Source organism: Achromobacter sp. MFA1 R4, assembly GCF_900156745.1.
In the GTDB taxonomy this organism is placed as follows: domain Bacteria; phylum Pseudomonadota; class Gammaproteobacteria; order Burkholderiales; family Burkholderiaceae_B; genus Achromobacter.
This window is the reverse complement of the sequence record NZ_LT707065.1, coordinates 5,749,807-5,763,084: the sequence shown is the minus strand read 5'-3', so window position 1 is coordinate 5,763,084 and position 13,278 is coordinate 5,749,807. Positions and strand designations below refer to the sequence as shown.

General features: G+C 68.7%; 15 protein-coding genes. 1 reads left to right on the top strand and 14 read right to left on the bottom strand.

Features of this window, described 5'->3' with window-relative positions; translation table 11 throughout:
* Nucleotides 1-8: 8 nt before the first annotated feature.
* The 9 genes from fliN to fliF form a co-directional block, all read right to left on the bottom strand.
* On the bottom strand, nucleotides 9-545 hold the full coding sequence (gene fliN, locus BXA00_RS26435) for a flagellar motor switch protein FliN (RefSeq protein ID WP_076521332.1): 537 nt from the start codon (nucleotides 543-545) through the stop codon (nucleotides 9-11).
* Nucleotides 538-1,545, bottom strand: coding sequence for a flagellar motor switch protein FliM (gene fliM / locus BXA00_RS26430; RefSeq protein WP_076521331.1), 1,008 nt, complete (start codon nucleotides 1,543-1,545; stop codon nucleotides 538-540). Before fliM ends, fliN begins: the two co-directional genes overlap by 8 nt.
* A 2-nt stretch (nucleotides 1,546-1,547) precedes the next feature.
* Nucleotides 1,548-2,171 (bottom strand): flagellar basal body-associated protein FliL, encoded by a 624-nt coding sequence (gene fliL, locus BXA00_RS26425; RefSeq protein WP_076521330.1) that lies wholly within the window; start codon nucleotides 2,169-2,171, stop codon nucleotides 1,548-1,550.
* A gap of 169 nt (nucleotides 2,172-2,340) precedes the next feature.
* Entirely contained in the window at nucleotides 2,341-3,726 is a 1,386-nt protein-coding gene (locus tag BXA00_RS26420; protein WP_076521329.1) for a flagellar hook-length control protein FliK, read from the bottom strand.
* A gap of 24 nt (nucleotides 3,727-3,750) precedes the next feature.
* On the bottom strand, nucleotides 3,751-4,203 hold the full coding sequence (gene fliJ / locus BXA00_RS26415; protein ID WP_076521328.1) for a flagellar export protein FliJ: 453 nt from the start codon (nucleotides 4,201-4,203) through the stop codon (nucleotides 3,751-3,753).
* A complete protein-coding gene (gene fliI / locus BXA00_RS26410; RefSeq protein WP_076522134.1) occupies nucleotides 4,196-5,659 on the bottom strand; it encodes a flagellar protein export ATPase FliI in 1,464 nt (487 codons plus the stop codon). Before fliI ends, fliJ begins: the two co-directional genes overlap by 8 nt.
* 44 nt (nucleotides 5,660-5,703) lie before the next feature.
* Entirely contained in the window at nucleotides 5,704-6,447 is a 744-nt protein-coding gene (gene fliH / locus BXA00_RS26405) for a flagellar assembly protein FliH (protein WP_076521327.1), read from the bottom strand.
* Nucleotides 6,440-7,450, bottom strand: coding sequence for a flagellar motor switch protein FliG (gene fliG, locus BXA00_RS26400; protein WP_076521326.1), 1,011 nt, complete (start codon nucleotides 7,448-7,450; stop codon nucleotides 6,440-6,442). The genes fliH and fliG overlap by 8 nt, the downstream gene beginning before the upstream one ends.
* Nucleotides 7,440-9,113 carry a flagellar basal-body MS-ring/collar protein FliF gene (fliF, locus tag BXA00_RS26395; RefSeq protein WP_076521325.1) on the bottom strand — a complete coding sequence of 558 codons (1,674 nt, stop codon included), beginning with the start codon at nucleotides 9,111-9,113 and terminating at the stop codon, nucleotides 7,440-7,442. Before fliF ends, fliG begins: the two co-directional genes overlap by 11 nt.
* A gap of 331 nt (nucleotides 9,114-9,444) precedes the next feature.
* Between fliF and fliE the strand changes: the two genes are divergently transcribed.
* A complete protein-coding gene (fliE, locus tag BXA00_RS26390) occupies nucleotides 9,445-9,777 on the top strand; it encodes a flagellar hook-basal body complex protein FliE (protein ID WP_076521324.1) in 333 nt (110 codons plus the stop codon).
* A gap of 133 nt (nucleotides 9,778-9,910) precedes the next feature.
* Here the strand turns inward: fliE and BXA00_RS26385 are convergent, their stop codons facing one another.
* The 5 genes from BXA00_RS26385 to fliS are packed head-to-tail and all read right to left on the bottom strand — an operon-like array spanning nucleotide 9,911 to nucleotide 13,263.
* Nucleotides 9,911-10,714, bottom strand: coding sequence for a flagellar brake protein (locus tag BXA00_RS26385; protein WP_369825586.1), 804 nt, complete (start codon nucleotides 10,712-10,714; stop codon nucleotides 9,911-9,913).
* Nucleotides 10,715-10,725: 11 nt separating this feature from the next.
* Nucleotides 10,726-11,052: an EscU/YscU/HrcU family type III secretion system export apparatus switch protein gene (locus tag BXA00_RS26380; RefSeq protein WP_076521322.1), complete on the bottom strand. Its 327-nt coding sequence runs from the start codon at nucleotides 11,050-11,052 to the stop codon at nucleotides 10,726-10,728.
* Nucleotides 11,052-12,440, bottom strand: coding sequence for a flagellar hook-length control protein FliK (locus tag BXA00_RS26375; protein WP_076521321.1), 1,389 nt, complete (start codon nucleotides 12,438-12,440; stop codon nucleotides 11,052-11,054). Before BXA00_RS26375 ends, BXA00_RS26380 begins: the two co-directional genes overlap by 1 nt.
* Nucleotides 12,437-12,787 carry a flagellar protein FliT gene (locus BXA00_RS26370; protein WP_076521320.1) on the bottom strand — a complete coding sequence of 117 codons (351 nt, stop codon included), beginning with the start codon at nucleotides 12,785-12,787 and terminating at the stop codon, nucleotides 12,437-12,439. The genes BXA00_RS26375 and BXA00_RS26370 overlap by 4 nt, the downstream gene beginning before the upstream one ends.
* A gap of 47 nt (nucleotides 12,788-12,834) precedes the next feature.
* Nucleotides 12,835-13,263 (bottom strand): flagellar export chaperone FliS, encoded by a 429-nt coding sequence (gene fliS, locus BXA00_RS26365; protein WP_076521319.1) that lies wholly within the window; start codon nucleotides 13,261-13,263, stop codon nucleotides 12,835-12,837.
* Nucleotides 13,264-13,278 lie beyond the last annotated feature (15 nt).

Here is a 13,278-nt window from a genome sequence, read left to right as displayed (position 1 = left end):
GCCGGACGTCAACGACGGTTGTTCAAGCGGTTGATCCGCTCGGACGGGGTGATGATGTCGGTCAGGCGGATGCCGTACTTTTCTTCGACGACCACGACTTCTCCCTGGGCGATCAGGTAGCCGTTGACGAAGATGTCCATCGGCTCGCCGGCCAGGCCGTCGAGTTCGACCACGGAGCCCTGGCCCAACTGGAGCAGATTCTTGATGGTCAGGCGGGTGCGGCCCAGTTCGACCGTCAACTGGACGGGCACGTCCATGATCAGGTCGATATCGGTGCCCTGGCCGGGCGCGGTGCCGGCCAGCGGCTTGAACACGGATTGCGACGCCGATTGCGCGGCGGCCGATGCCGCGGCGGCCGGGGCCGGGGCCGGGGCAGCGGGCGCAGCGGGTGCGGCAGCCTGTTCGGCCATGGCGGCCGCCCAGTCGTCCTGCGGCTTCAGACCGTCGGCTTGCGTGGGCGGGTTGGCGCGGGATTGTTCGGCGAGCGCGTCGGCCCAGTCGTCGGCCGGGGACGAGCCAGTGCCGGGCTCGTTCTTGTCAGTCATGGTCAGAGGCCTCGTTGGGTTCTGTATCGTGGGTAAACAGGTTCTGTACGCGCAGGGCGTATTGGCCGTTGAAAACGCCGTAGCCGCATTCCATCAGCGGCACGCCGTCGACGTGGGCGATGACGGTTTCGGGCACGTCGACCGGAAGGACGTCGCCGACCTTCAGGCTCATCAGTTCGCGGATCGACGAGGGGATGCGGGCGAATTCCGCGACCACGTCGATGTCGGCGCTGCGCACCTGGCGCGAAAGCTGCTGCGACCAGCGCTGATCGACCTCTTCGAGCGTGGTCTCCTGCAGCGGGCGCGTCAGCAGATCGCGCACCGGCTCGATCATGGAGTAGGGCAGGCAGATGTTCAGGTCGCCGCCGGTCGCGCCGAATTCGATATGGAACGAGGAGACGACCACCACTTCGTTGTTGCCGGTGATGCTGGCGAACTTGGTGTGCATCTCCGAGCGGACGTATTCGAACTCGATCGGATAGACGGGGTCCCAGGACTTGCCGTAGCTTTCCAGGGTCAGGTTGAGCAGGCGCCGGATGATGCGCTGTTCGGTGGTGGTGAAGTCCCGGCCCTCGACGCGCGTGTGGTAGCGGCCATCGCCGCCGAACAGGCTGTCGATGACCAGGAACACCAGGTTCGGGTCATACGTGAAGAGCGCCGTGCCGCGCAGCGGCTTCATCTGAATCATGTTCAGATTGCTGGGAACCGGCAGGTTGCGCTCGAAGTCCGCGTACTTCTGGATCTTGATCGAGCCGACGGTGATGTCGGCGCTGCGGCGCATGAAGTTCAGCAACACGTTGCGCATGTTGCGCGCAAACCGTTCGTTGATGAGCTCCAGCGTCTGCATGCGGCGCCGGACGACGCGCTCGGGCGAGCTCAGGTCGTAGGCGCGCGCGCCGGCGTTCTGGCCCTCGGATTCCTTCTTGCTATCGCTCTCGCCGGTGACGCCGGCCAGCAGCGCATCGACTTCGTCCTGCGAAAGAAACGCCTCGTAGGCCATGCTTATTGCACCACGAACGCCGTGAACAGCACGTCGGTGACGTACTGGCCGTCAGGCAGGGGCGAGAAGGGGCGGTTCACGGCCTGCTTGATGGCCGCGACCATGTCGTTCTTGCCCTGTTGCGTCTGCACGGCGGTGGGCGACTGCGACGACAGCACCATCAGGATGCGGCTGCGCACTTCGGGCATGTACTTTTCCAGGCGCGTGCGGGTCTGTTCGTCGCTCACGCGCAGGGTCAGGCCGACGTGCATGATGCGCTCGGTCTCCGCGTTCTGCAGCGTGACCGTGAAGGCTTCGATCGGCACGAAGATCGGGGCGGGCACGGCGATGGGGGTGGCGGACGGCGCGACGAAGGTCGTCGGCGTGGCCTGGGGGCCTTGTCCGGCTTGGCCGGCCTGGCCCGGCTGCCCGGGTTGGCCGGCGGGCGCCTGGCCCACGCCGAGCTGCACCGGCGCGCCGCCTTGCGGCTGCTGCATGCGCTGGGTGATGAACCAGGTCGCGCCCGCGCTGGCCGCGGCAACGAGCAGCAGCACCAGGATCGCCAGCAGCGGGCGAAGGATGCGGCCGATGCCGCCGGAGGTCGTCGCGCCGCGCGCCGGCGCGGGAATGGGTTTGATTGTCGCCATCTGGATTTCGATGCGTGTTTGCCGCTGGTGAAAACGGATTCTTAGTGGATGAAAGCATTCTGCCCGAAATCCCGCCTCGGCTTGGAGGCGAAAAACAGGGCGAAAGCCGCGTATCTCAAGCTATTGCTGCACTGCCCGCAGCCGTTGCCGGCAGCGGGCCGCTGAATCACTACGCGAACGTGTCGACCAGCGCGTTGGCGTTGCGCGCCACCGTCACCGCAGGCTGCGCGGCATCGGCCGCGCCGTCCGCCACGGCGGCACCGCCGCCTTGCTGACGCTGCGATCCGTTGCCGTTCTGCTGCGCGAATTCCTGCTGCGCGGCCTGTTCGCCGACGCTCGTCTGGCCCAAGGAGATGCCGGCCTGCGCAAGCGCCTGCTGCAACTGCGGAATCGCGACTTCGATGGCCTGGCGCACCGAAGCATGCGCGGACACGAACGAGGCGCTGGCCACGCCATCGGCCAGGTTCAGGCTGACGCGCAGCGGGCCGAGGTCGGGCGGATCCAGCCGCAATTCGGCGGTCTGCATGCCTTGACGCGCGTTGGTGCTCATCATGACCATCTGTTGGCCCAGTTCGGTGCCCCAGTGGGTGGCGCCGACCGGAGTGGCCACCTGCAGCACGACCGGCACGACAGGCTGCGAGACCGCGGCCGGGTTGACGATGGGCGCGGCCTGGCGCTGCGTGGCGGCGGCCAGGGCGTGGGCAAGCGCATCCTGCGGGCTGGCGCCATGCTGGGGCGCCTGGAACTGCGGCGTGGAGGCGGCCAGCAGCGCCGGCTGATCTTCGTCGGCCACGTGGGCGGGCAAGGCGGTTGCCGTTTCGGCCGTGTCGGAACGCGCCTCGCGCGCCACGCGCGGCAGCGGCAGGTCCGGCGTGGCGGGCTTCGCGTCGAGCTTGGCCGTGGCCTTGGGATCGACGGGCGCCTGCGCGACCGGGGCGGAACCCGGCTTGACGGCGGCGGTGACGACCGGCAGCGCGGCTTCGGCATCGCGGGCGAGCTGCGCGGCGGCGGCCTGCGCCTGGCCGGCCGTCGCGGCGACGGGCGCCTGGGACGCTTGCGCGGTCTGCGGCACCAGGGTGTCGGCGGCGTTGAGCGCGGCCTTCAGCACGGCGGCGCCCTGGCTCATGGCGGTGGCCGCGGCCGCGGCGTTGCCGCGGGCGAGCTGCACCTGCTCGGCGGCCTGCGTGGCGATTTCCAATGCCTGCTGCGGCAGGTCTGCCGGCGCGATGGGTTGCTGCGCGGCGACGGCGAGGGCGCCGGCTTCAGCCTGCGCGGCCGTCTGCACCGCGGCGTCGATGGCGCCCGCTGCGGCGCTTTCCGCCGTGCTGGCCGGATCGCCGGCGTTCGGATCCTTGGATGGCGTCTTGCCGTCTGTCTTGGCGGGACGGGCGTCGGCGGCCTGGTTCGGCCGCTGCTGCGCGGGACGTTGCTGGGCCAGCACGTCCGAGAAGGAAGGGCCTTTCTTGTCCGGCGGCGCGGATTTGGCGCCAAGCGCATCGGCGACCGACGACGGCGCGGCCGGCGTGATCGAAGGCAAGGGCAGGGGAGCGGTCATCTTGGGCTTCCTGTGAGGTATTGCTTAATGCATGCCGCCGGCCTGGCGCTGGACCAGGCGGGCGGAGTATTCGTCGCTGGCGCGCTGTTCGCGGCGCGACTCCACGACGGCCTGGGCGCGCTGTTCGCGCTGCGCCAGGGCGTCATAGGAGTTGAGCTTGCGCTTTTCCTGCTGCCAGTAGAGCCGTCCCTTGGACAGGTTCTCGTCCGCCTGGCGCAGCACGCCTTGCTGCTGGCCGATCGCGTCGTCCAGGGTGCCGATGAAGCGCTGGTAGTTGTGGCAATCGCTCGCCGCCATGCCGCTGGTCATTGCCTGCTGCAGGCGCTCCAGATAGTCCTGGCGGTAGTCGTGGAGCATGACCAGCTGGCGCTCCGCATTGCTGCGTTCGGCGGTCAGCCGGCCCAGCAGGCGCGCGGCTTCGTCCGTGCTCTCCTTGGCCAGGTTGATCAGCATGTCCAGGGGCAATTGGCTAGGCATAGGTGTCCCGTATTTCGAAACTGGCTCGCAACTGGTTGACGGCGTCTTCATAGCCGACGTTCTCGCCGATATCCTGCTGCAGGAAGGCTTCCAGACGGGGATAGCGCGCGATGGCGTCATCCAGTTGCGGGTCGTTGCCGGCGGCGTACGCGCCCACGGCGATGAGGTCCCGGTTGCGCTGGTAGCGCGACAGGGTCTGCTTGAAGCGGCGCACGATCGAAAACTGCTGCGGCGTGATGAGCGAGGTCATCGCCCGCGAGATCGAGGCTTCGATGTCGATGGCGGGGTAATGGCCCGATTCGGCCAGGTGGCGCGACAACACCACGTGGCCGTCCAGGATCGCGCGCGCCGAATCGGCGATGGGGTCCTGCTGGTCGTCGCCTTCAGCCAGCACGGTGTAGAACGCCGTGATGGAGCCGGCCTTGCCGGACGGGCCGGGCGCGCCCATGCCCGCGCGTTCCACCAGGGTGGGCAGCTTGGCGAAGACCGACGGCGGATAGCCCTTGGTCGCGGGCGGTTCGCCGATGGCGAGCGCGATCTCCCGTTGCGCCATGGCGTAGCGGGTCAGCGAATCCATGATGAGCAGCACGTCCAGGCCCTGGTCGCGGAAGTGCTCGGCGAGGCGCGTGGCGTAGGCGGCGCCCTGCAGGCGCAGCAGCGCCGAGACGTCGGCGGGCGCGGCCACGACCACGGAGCGCGCAAGGCCCTCGGGGCCCAGGTTGTGCTCGATGAATTCCTTGACTTCGCGGCCCCGCTCGCCGATCAGGCCCACGACGATCACGTCGGCCTTGGTGTAGCGGGCCATCATCCCCAGCAGCACGGATTTACCGACGCCGGAACCTGCGAACAGGCCCATGCGCTGGCCGCGCCCGACCGTCAAGAGGCCGTTGATGGCGCGCACGCCGGTGTCCAGCACCGTGTCGATGGGCGCGCGCGACAGCGGGTTGATGGGTTGGGCGGACAGGGGCGCGAGTTCGGCGCCCGTCAGCGGGCCCAGTCCGTCCAGCGGGCGGCCGGCGCCGTCGAGCACGCGGCCCAGCAGCGCGTTGCCGACAGGCAGGTGGCGGCCCAGCTGGGGCTTGGCATTGCCGTTGAGTTCGGCCTTGCGCGGCAGCGGAATCTGGCGTTGCACGGGCGGTTCGCCCGGCACCACGCGCGCGCCCGGCGGCAGGCCGGAAATGTCGGCCTGCGGCATCAGGTACAGGGTGTGGCCGTCAAAGCCCACGACTTCGGCGTCGGCCCAGTGGTCATGGCCGCGCGCGATTTCGATGCGGGCGGCGGCGCCCACGGGCAGGCGCAGTCCGGTCGCGTGCAGCACCAGGCCGGTGGCCCGCGTGATCTTGCCGCTGACCAGCCAGGGATCGGTGGACGCAGCGCGGATCGAGCCGATCTGAAGCTGCGTCTGCCAGCGGTCCAGGACCGGCGCGGCAGCAACTGGGGCCGGGGCGCCCGCCAGGGGCGCGCCGGCCTGGCCAGGCTGCGCGGAGACCGGATTGGCGCTCACACCGGTTCCTCCCAGGATGCGTTGCGGCCCAGCGACGCGGCCACGCGGCGCCAGCGCGTCTGCAGGGTGGCGTCGATGTCGCCGAAGGGCGTCTCGGCGCGGCAGCCGCCGCGCGAGATGGATTCATCGGCCAGCACGCGCCAATGGCCTTCCTTGAGCTCGTCGGCCAGGTGCAGGCGGATCAGTTCGATGTCGTCGGGATTGGCCCACAGCCGCATCTGGCCGCCGGCGGTGGGATTGATGTGCAGCACGTCGCGCACGGCGCTCACGACCGTTTCGGGCTGTTCGGCCAGGGTGGTGCGCACCACCTGCTGCGCGATATCCAGCGCCAGCGTCAGCAGGCTCTGGCCCATCTTTTCTTCCAGCGCGCCGATCGACTCGGCGCAGGCCTGCACCAAGGCGTGCAGGCGCTGGGCTTCGGCGGCGGCCTGTTCGCGGCCCTGGGCCAGGCCTTCCGCATAGCCCGCCTCGCGGCCGGCGGCCAGGCCCGCCTCGTAGCCGGCCTGCTGGCCCGCTTCGTGGCCCGCGGCATGACCGCGCGCCAGGCCTTCTTCGTGTCCTTCCGCGATGGCCTGGGCGCGAAGCTGCGCCATCACCACGGCGGGATCGGGCCCCGGATCGGGTTCCGGTTCGGGCTCGACTTCGACGGGCGCCGGCTCGTCGAACGACAGCATCTGCCAGCGCCGCCAGGCGGCGCTGCGCGAGATGAGCGTCGTCGCGCCGTTGTCCGCTTCAGACATACGCGTCGTCTCCGGAATTGCCCAGCACGATCTGGCCGCTTTCGGCCAGGCGGCGGGCGATCTGGAGGATCTTCTTCTGTTCGGTCTCGACCTTCGACATGCGGATCGGGCCCTGGGCTTCCAGGTCCTCGCGCAGCATTTCGGCGGCGCGGCTGGACATGTTGCGCAGGAACTTGGCGCGCAGCTCTTCCGGCGCGCCCTTGAGCGCGACCATGAGCGTGTCGTTGTCGATTTCCTTGAGGATGAGCTGGATGGCGCGGTCCTCGACGTCGAGCAGGTTGTCGAAGACGAACATCTCGTCGATGATCTTCTGCGCCAGGTCGTTGTCGCGTTCGCGCAGGCTGGCGACCACGGTCTCTTCCTGCGTCGAATTCATCATGTTCAGGATCTCGGCCGCGGTGCGCACGCCGCCCATCTTGCTGCGCTTGGCGCCCTGGCCGGCCAGCACGGAATTGAGCACTTCGGTCAGTTCCGACAGCGCCGCGGGCTGCACGCCGCCGAAGGTGGCGATGCGCAGCATCACGTCGTTGCGCAGGCGGTCCGTCAGCAGGGCCAGCACGCCGGCCGCGCGGTCGCGCTCCAGGTGGACCAGGATGGTCGCGATGATCTGCGGGTGTTCGTCGCCGATCAGCTCGGCCACGGTGTTCGGGTCCAGCCAGTTCAGCGCGTCGATGCCGCTGCCGCCGTCGCCGGCTTCCAGGATGTCCTCGATCAGGCCGGCGGCGCGGTCGCTGCCCAGGGCCTTGGTCAGCACGCTGCGGATGTAGTCGTCCGAGCCCAGCGTCACGGCCATGAACTGGTCGGCTTCCTGGCGGAACTCTTCCAGCACGACGGCGACGTCGTTGCGCGTGACCTGCTTCAGGCTCGCCATCGCGGCGCCGACCTGCTGGACCTCACGGGCGCTGAGGTACTTGAAGACCTCGGCCGCGGCGTCTTCGCCCAGCGACATCATCAGGACGGCGCTGCGCGTCATGCCGTCCATGGGGAGGGAATCATTTTTCATCTTTGCTCATCCAGGTGCGCAGGACCATCGCGACGGCGCGCGGATCCTTGTTGGCCATGGTGCGGGCGCGCTCCAGGTTGTCCTGGTAGCGGTCCGTTTCCTTGGCGCGGGCCAGATCCTGGGCCTCGCGGGCGGCTTCGGCGCGCTCGGCTTCGGCCTGTTCAGGATCCACCGGCGGGTACAGGTATTCGGTCACCGTGCGGCGCAGCTTGCGATACAGCCACAGCGCCAGGACACCGCCGACCAGCCACGCCAGGATCGTCTTGAACAGCGAGATCATTTCCGGATCGCGCCACATCGGCAGCGGCGGAGGACCGTCGTTGAACTGGCTGTTGACCAGGTTGAGCGAGTCGCCGCGGGTCTCGGAATAGCCCATGGCTTCGCGCACCAGGTTGGTGAGCTTGCTCAGTTCCTCGGGCGGCAGGGCCTGCAGCTCGCCGTCCTTGTCGCGCACGTAATTCACCACGACGGCGACCGACATGCGCTTGAGGTTGCCCACCGGCTGCTTGATGTGGCTGATGGTGCGGTCGACTTCGTAGTTGGTGGTGGCGTCGCGGCGTTCGTTCAGGCTGCCCGTGGCGGCCTGGGTGCCGGTCTGCTGCTGTTGTTGCTGCTGCGCGTTGGCCGGCTGCTGCGGCTGGCCGGGGCGGGGTGGCTGTTGCTGCGGCGGATTGGCGATGGGCGCTTGCGCGTCGGCGGGCGCCTGGTTCGACAGCGCGCCGGGCACGCCCTGGGCGGGACCGACGCCGCGCTGGGTCGAATCGCTGGTCTGCTGGCTGCGCACGGCAGCCTGGCCAGGTTCCTGGTTGGGACGGTAGACCTCGGACGTCTCTTCGCGGCGGGCGAAGTCGACGTCGGCGGTGGCCTGGGCGTGGACGTTGCCGGGGCCGACCAGGGGATTGAGGATGGTGAGGATGCGTTCGACGGTGCGCTGTTCGATCTCGCGCACGAAGCGAAGCTGATCGGCGTCCATGCCGCGGCCTTCGCCCAGCGGGGCGGACAGCAGGCGGCCGTTCTGGTCGACGATGGACACGCTTTCGGCGGTCAGTTCGGGCACGCTGGAGGCGACCAGCCAGGAAATCGCGGAAACCTGCGCGTCGCTCAGGCTGCGGCCCGGATACAGGTTCAGCAGCACCGAGGCGGTGGGCGCCTGGCGCTCGCGCACGAACAGCGACTGGCGCGGCATGGCCAGGTGGACGCGCGCATGCTGCACCGTGTTCATGGCTTCGATCGACCGGGCCAGCTCACCCTCCAGACCGCGCTGGTAGTTGATCTGTTCGGCGAACTGGCTGGCGCCGAAGCGGGCGTTGTCCATCAGCTCGAAGCCGACGGAGCCGCCGCGCGGCAGGCCTTGCGAGGCGAGCTGCAACCGGGCGTCGTAGACGCGGTCGGCGGGCACGAGCAGCGCGGTGCCGGTTTCGTTGTAGCGGTAGGGCACGTTCATCGTGCCCAGGGCCGTCACGATGGCGCCGCCATCGCGGTCGTCCAGGTTGGAGAACAGGACCTTGTACTGGGGTTCGCTGCTCCACATGGCCACGGCGACGATCACCGCGACCAGGGCGGCGGCGGCGCCGATCAGGATGGGCTTGGGAAGCGCGCGGACCCGTTCCAGCACGGGGAACTTGGCCAGAAGCGACGAGCTCAGGGTAGCCTGCTGATTCATTGACGGCTCCCGCTGGCTTCGCGGAGCAAGGAAAATGACTTCATGTCTGGGTAGGGCCGATTACACATGCAACGTGCTTCTGGTCTGGGGAGAGCGTGGATTATTGCCCCTGAGACAGCAATCCCAATCGATGAAAACAGCCGTTTTTTGGCGTTACTTAAGCCCTATGTCGATGACGGGACGCAAAGCGGGGCCACATCCGCGGGAAGGGATGCGGCCATTCATCGAAATGTCGGGTTTTTTGGCGGTTCTTGTCCGCTATGGACTGGCGCGGCAGGGGTTACGCTGCGAAGGCAATTTGGCGTAATCCCTCACCAGCAAGGAAAAGGTAATGGCTGTATCAGGCTTGTCCGGCATCGAAGGCATGCTCCAGCAGATGCGCTCGGTCGTGAGCAAGGCGGAAACCGGCAATCTGGCCGCGGGCGAAGCCGTGGCCCAGCCCGATGGGTTCGCCGCGGAACTGCAGCGCTCCATCCGCCGCGTGACGGCCGCGCAGAACGCCGCCAGCAATCAGGCCAAGGCCTTCGAGCTGGGCGCTCCCGATATTTCGTTGAATGACGTCATGATCGACATGCAGAAGGCCAGCATCGGCTTCCAGACGGCGGTCCAGGTGCGCAACAAGCTGGTTGCGGCCTACAAGGAAGTGTCCTCGATGGCCGTCTGAGGCCGCGAAGCGGTTCGTGGGACATCCCGCGGGCAGGCGCCGCGCCTGCCCGGCAGTTCAATGGCGCCTTTTCGCAGGCGCTGTTTTCACTGGTGCCGCTGGTGGGTCCTGCTGGTTCGTCACGCTGGTCGGATCAGTTGCGCTGCGCGCTTTTTTCCAGGCGCCACACGACCTGCTGCAGCCAGTTTTCCTGGCGTGCATTCAGATTCATGAACAAGGCGCCCACATGGCTGACCGGCGGCTCGCCGGTGAGCGACACGTGCTTGGGCGCTTCGCCATCGACGCTTTCGGACGCGGCCATGGGCTGGCCGGACACCGGATAGACGTTGCGCACTTCCAGGTCGGCGCTCAGCTTGCCCAATTCGCCGAAGTCCAGTTCCACGTCTTCCATGATCGCGCCGCGCGCGGGCAGCTCGCCCACCGCCAGGCCCACGCGCAGCCCCACGCCATCCACGGAGATGTCGCGCACGGTGAATCCGACTGGCTTGTCCGCCGGCGCCGGCTGCCAGGTGGCCAGGCAGCGGTTGGCGCTTGAGATCATCGAGGCGCGGAACATCTTGCGCCGCTGGATGCGGGCAAGATGGTCGGGAAAGGGAGACATCAGGGCCGCGCTGCCGTCATCGAAATGGATGATCTCGGGGCGCTGCACGCGAAAGCGGATCTGCACGCCGCCGTAGGCGGTGGCATTGAAATGGAAGGTCGTGCCGCTGAGCAGTCCCATGCTGTCGGACTGTTCGAAGTCGGCGCCATCGTAGTCGCGCGGCCGCCAGAAGAACTGGCGCGTCTGCTTGTCGGCGCCCAGGATCAGCACGGCGATCTCGCGGTCGGCGGCGTCGCGCACCAGGATGTGGCTGTCGGGGTGCGTCAGCTCAAAGAGGGCTGAGCGCATGTCTTCCGGCCGGGTCAGCAGGAATTCCGGGTCGGCGGCATCCAACACGTTGTTAGTCCTTAGGGTGAGATTTCGGGCCGCGCGGCGTCGGGGATTTCGCGCGATTCCAGACGGTACAGCCACGCGAGCAATTCTGCCACCGCGACGTAGAGTTGGGGAGGAATATGCGCGTCCAGGTCCACCTGCATGAGCAGGCCCACCAGTTCGCGCGATTCGTGCACGTACAACCCGTTTTCCTCGGCCGCGCGCACGATCGTGTCCGCAAGCTGGCCGTAGCCCTTGGCGACGACGCGCGGCGCGCCGTCGCTTTCGTCATAGGAGATGGCGACCGCCGCGTTGCGGTTGGCGTTGGGGCCGGCGTCCGCGGGGAGGGGGGGAGTGCTCATCAGAAATCGGTCGGAATGACGGGACGCGGTTCCACCACGCTCACGGTCAGATTGCTCAGGGTCAGGCCGGCGGCCAGGAGGCGCGAGCGTAGCATGTCCGAGGCGTCATTGATCTCGCCCGCGCTGTGCGGGGCGATCAGCTGCAGCACGATCTGGTCGCCCGCCAGGTTCAGCCGGGCGTCCACCAGCCCCAGGCGCGGCAGGTCCAGCTTCACGCGGGTCGCCCAGGTGGGGACGGCCGATTCGCGGTCGGCGCCGTAGGGATCGCGTTCCACTTCCCATTCCATCGGCGTGCCGGGCCAGGCTTCGCCCTGCCAGGCGAGGGTCTGGTTGGCCAGGACATCGAGCTGCTGACGGACCAGCACGGTGAGGTCCTGGTGGATGCCGCTCACGGGCGCGCCGGGCGTGGACGATGTCGACGTGCCCACCGAGGCGGGCGCGTCGGCGCCCGCGCCGGACCGGCCGGCGTTCGCGGTGTCGCCGCGGCCGCGCGGCTGGGAACTGGCGTGCGCGGCGGATTCGCGCGTCAGGCGGGCCTGCGGCTCGTTCTGCAGCGAGACCGGATTCTTGCGGCCAAAGACCATGTCGGTCAGGTGCGATTCGTAGAACAGGCCGCTGGTCTGGAGAGCGGTGCGCAAGGCCTGTCCCAGCGCACGCGCGGACGGGCCGCCCGTGGCGAGCGAGGCGTGGGACGCGCCTTCGGGGCCTTTCGCGCCGCCCGCCTGCCCACCGGGGTGCGTGGCCGGCCGGGCCGTCGCGGCATCGGCGGCCGCGCCGGCGGCAGGCGCGGCGGCGGGCGTCGCCGCAGGCAGGGGCGCGGAAGCAGAGGGCGGGGCCGCCGGGGCGGGCGCGGGCTGGCCGGGTTGTCCGGGTTGTAGTCCGGCTTGTCCCGCCTGTGCGGGCTGGCCGGGCTGGGCAGGGGCCGGCTGGCCGTTACCGGCGCCGCCCGCCTGGCCGGGCTGCGTCCCGCCCTGCGCGTCGGCGCTCCAGAGCGGCGCGCGCCCTTGCACGGGCGGCGCGGCTTCGGGGAACTGGGCGAGCAGGGCCAGGATGGTGCGGGCGGTCGTGCCCAGCGTGGTCGGCGCCGAGGCGGTGGTGTCGCTGCTGGTGACCAGGCCGCGCGCGGCCAGCGCCAGCGCGGCGGCGGTTTTGGGGTCGACAACAGTATTCTGGCGGTCGCCTCGGGCGCCGCCAGTCTGTATGCCTTGCCGGGGGTCGCGGGCCGAGCCGTCCGAGGGCCCGGCTTTCTCCGGGCTGCCGGGCTGGCTGACCGCGTCGGGCCGCGCGCCCGATACCTGGTTGGCGCTCGCGGCGGACATCGTCGTGCCAAGCACGGCGTCCAGCCGCTGCACCAGGACGTTGCCAAGCGCGGCGGGGCCGATGCTCATTCTTCAGGAGCCTGGTTGCCGTAGGTGGACAGCAGCGTCTGCTGGCGCTTCATGCGTCCCAGCAGTTCGCCCAGCCGGGCCAGTTGCGGCAGCGCCAGGTCGCGCGTCATCGCGTCGTTTTCCAGGATGCGCACGAGCAGGTCGTACTTCATGCTGCGGCCGGCTTCGTCCAGCGGACTGGTCGACTCGGCATGGCGCAGGCGCTCGACCTGTTCGCAATACTGCTGGCCGTGCATGAGCGCGGTGTCCCAGTCGCCGGCCTGGGCGGCGGTCAACATCTCGCCCGTGGAAATGGCGATGTCCTGATAGTGTTCCAGGATGGCGGAGTACTGGGTGAGGGACGTCATAGAAATCTCGGGCGTTCGATGGCTGTCTGAATTCGTTGTGGGGGCCATCAAAGCTGTGCGCCCGGGGCAGGCCGATCGATGGATGTCTGCCAGGCTTCGGCCAGGTCCGCCAGCAGGCGGTCGGCGATGTCGAGCTGCTCGACGTCCGCTTTCAGGTTGGCCATGAGCAGGGTGCGGACGATGTAATCGTAGAGCCGGCTCAGGTTGGCGGCGATGTCGCCGCCTGCTTCCATGTTCAGGCCCATCTTCAGGCCTTCGTCGACGATCTTGATCGCCTTGGTGATGGCCGTGCCGCGTTCGGCCACACGGCCTTCCTGCAGATGCAGCCGCGCCTGGCCGATTGCCGCGCGCGCACCCTGGTAGAGCAGGGTGATCAGCCTTTCCGGCGTGGCGCTCATCACTTGCGTTTCCAGGCCGATATCGGCGTAGGAGCGGACGGAGTATGAGCCTGTGGGGCGGCGCGCGGCGTACGTCATTTAATGCATCTTCTC

Coding starts and splice junctions, on each gene's coding strand:
- fliN (WP_076521332.1), bottom strand. CDS start 545: ATGACTGACAAGAACGAGCCCGGCACTGGCTCGTCCCCGGCCGACGAC.
- fliM (WP_076521331.1), bottom strand. CDS start 1,545: ATGGCCTACGAGGCGTTTCTTTCGCAGGACGAAGTCGATGCGCTGCTG.
- fliL (WP_076521330.1), bottom strand. CDS start 2,171: ATGGCGACAATCAAACCCATTCCCGCGCCGGCGCGCGGCGCGACGACC.
- BXA00_RS26420 (WP_076521329.1), bottom strand. CDS start 3,726: ATGACCGCTCCCCTGCCCTTGCCTTCGATCACGCCGGCCGCGCCGTCG.
- fliJ (WP_076521328.1), bottom strand. CDS start 4,203: ATGCCTAGCCAATTGCCCCTGGACATGCTGATCAACCTGGCCAAGGAG.
- fliH (WP_076521327.1), bottom strand. CDS start 6,447: ATGTCTGAAGCGGACAACGGCGCGACGACGCTCATCTCGCGCAGCGCC.
- fliG (WP_076521326.1), bottom strand. CDS start 7,450: ATGAAAAATGATTCCCTCCCCATGGACGGCATGACGCGCAGCGCCGTC.
- fliF (WP_076521325.1), bottom strand. CDS start 9,113: ATGAATCAGCAGGCTACCCTGAGCTCGTCGCTTCTGGCCAAGTTCCCC.
- fliE (WP_076521324.1), top strand. CDS start 9,445: ATGGCTGTATCAGGCTTGTCCGGCATCGAAGGCATGCTCCAGCAGATG.
- BXA00_RS26380 (WP_076521322.1), bottom strand. CDS start 11,052: ATGAGCACTCCCCCCCTCCCCGCGGACGCCGGCCCCAACGCCAACCGC.
- BXA00_RS26375 (WP_076521321.1), bottom strand. CDS start 12,440: ATGAGCATCGGCCCCGCCGCGCTTGGCAACGTCCTGGTGCAGCGGCTG.
- BXA00_RS26370 (WP_076521320.1), bottom strand. CDS start 12,787: ATGACGTCCCTCACCCAGTACTCCGCCATCCTGGAACACTATCAGGAC.
- fliS (WP_076521319.1), bottom strand. CDS start 13,263: ATGACGTACGCCGCGCGCCGCCCCACAGGCTCATACTCCGTCCGCTCC.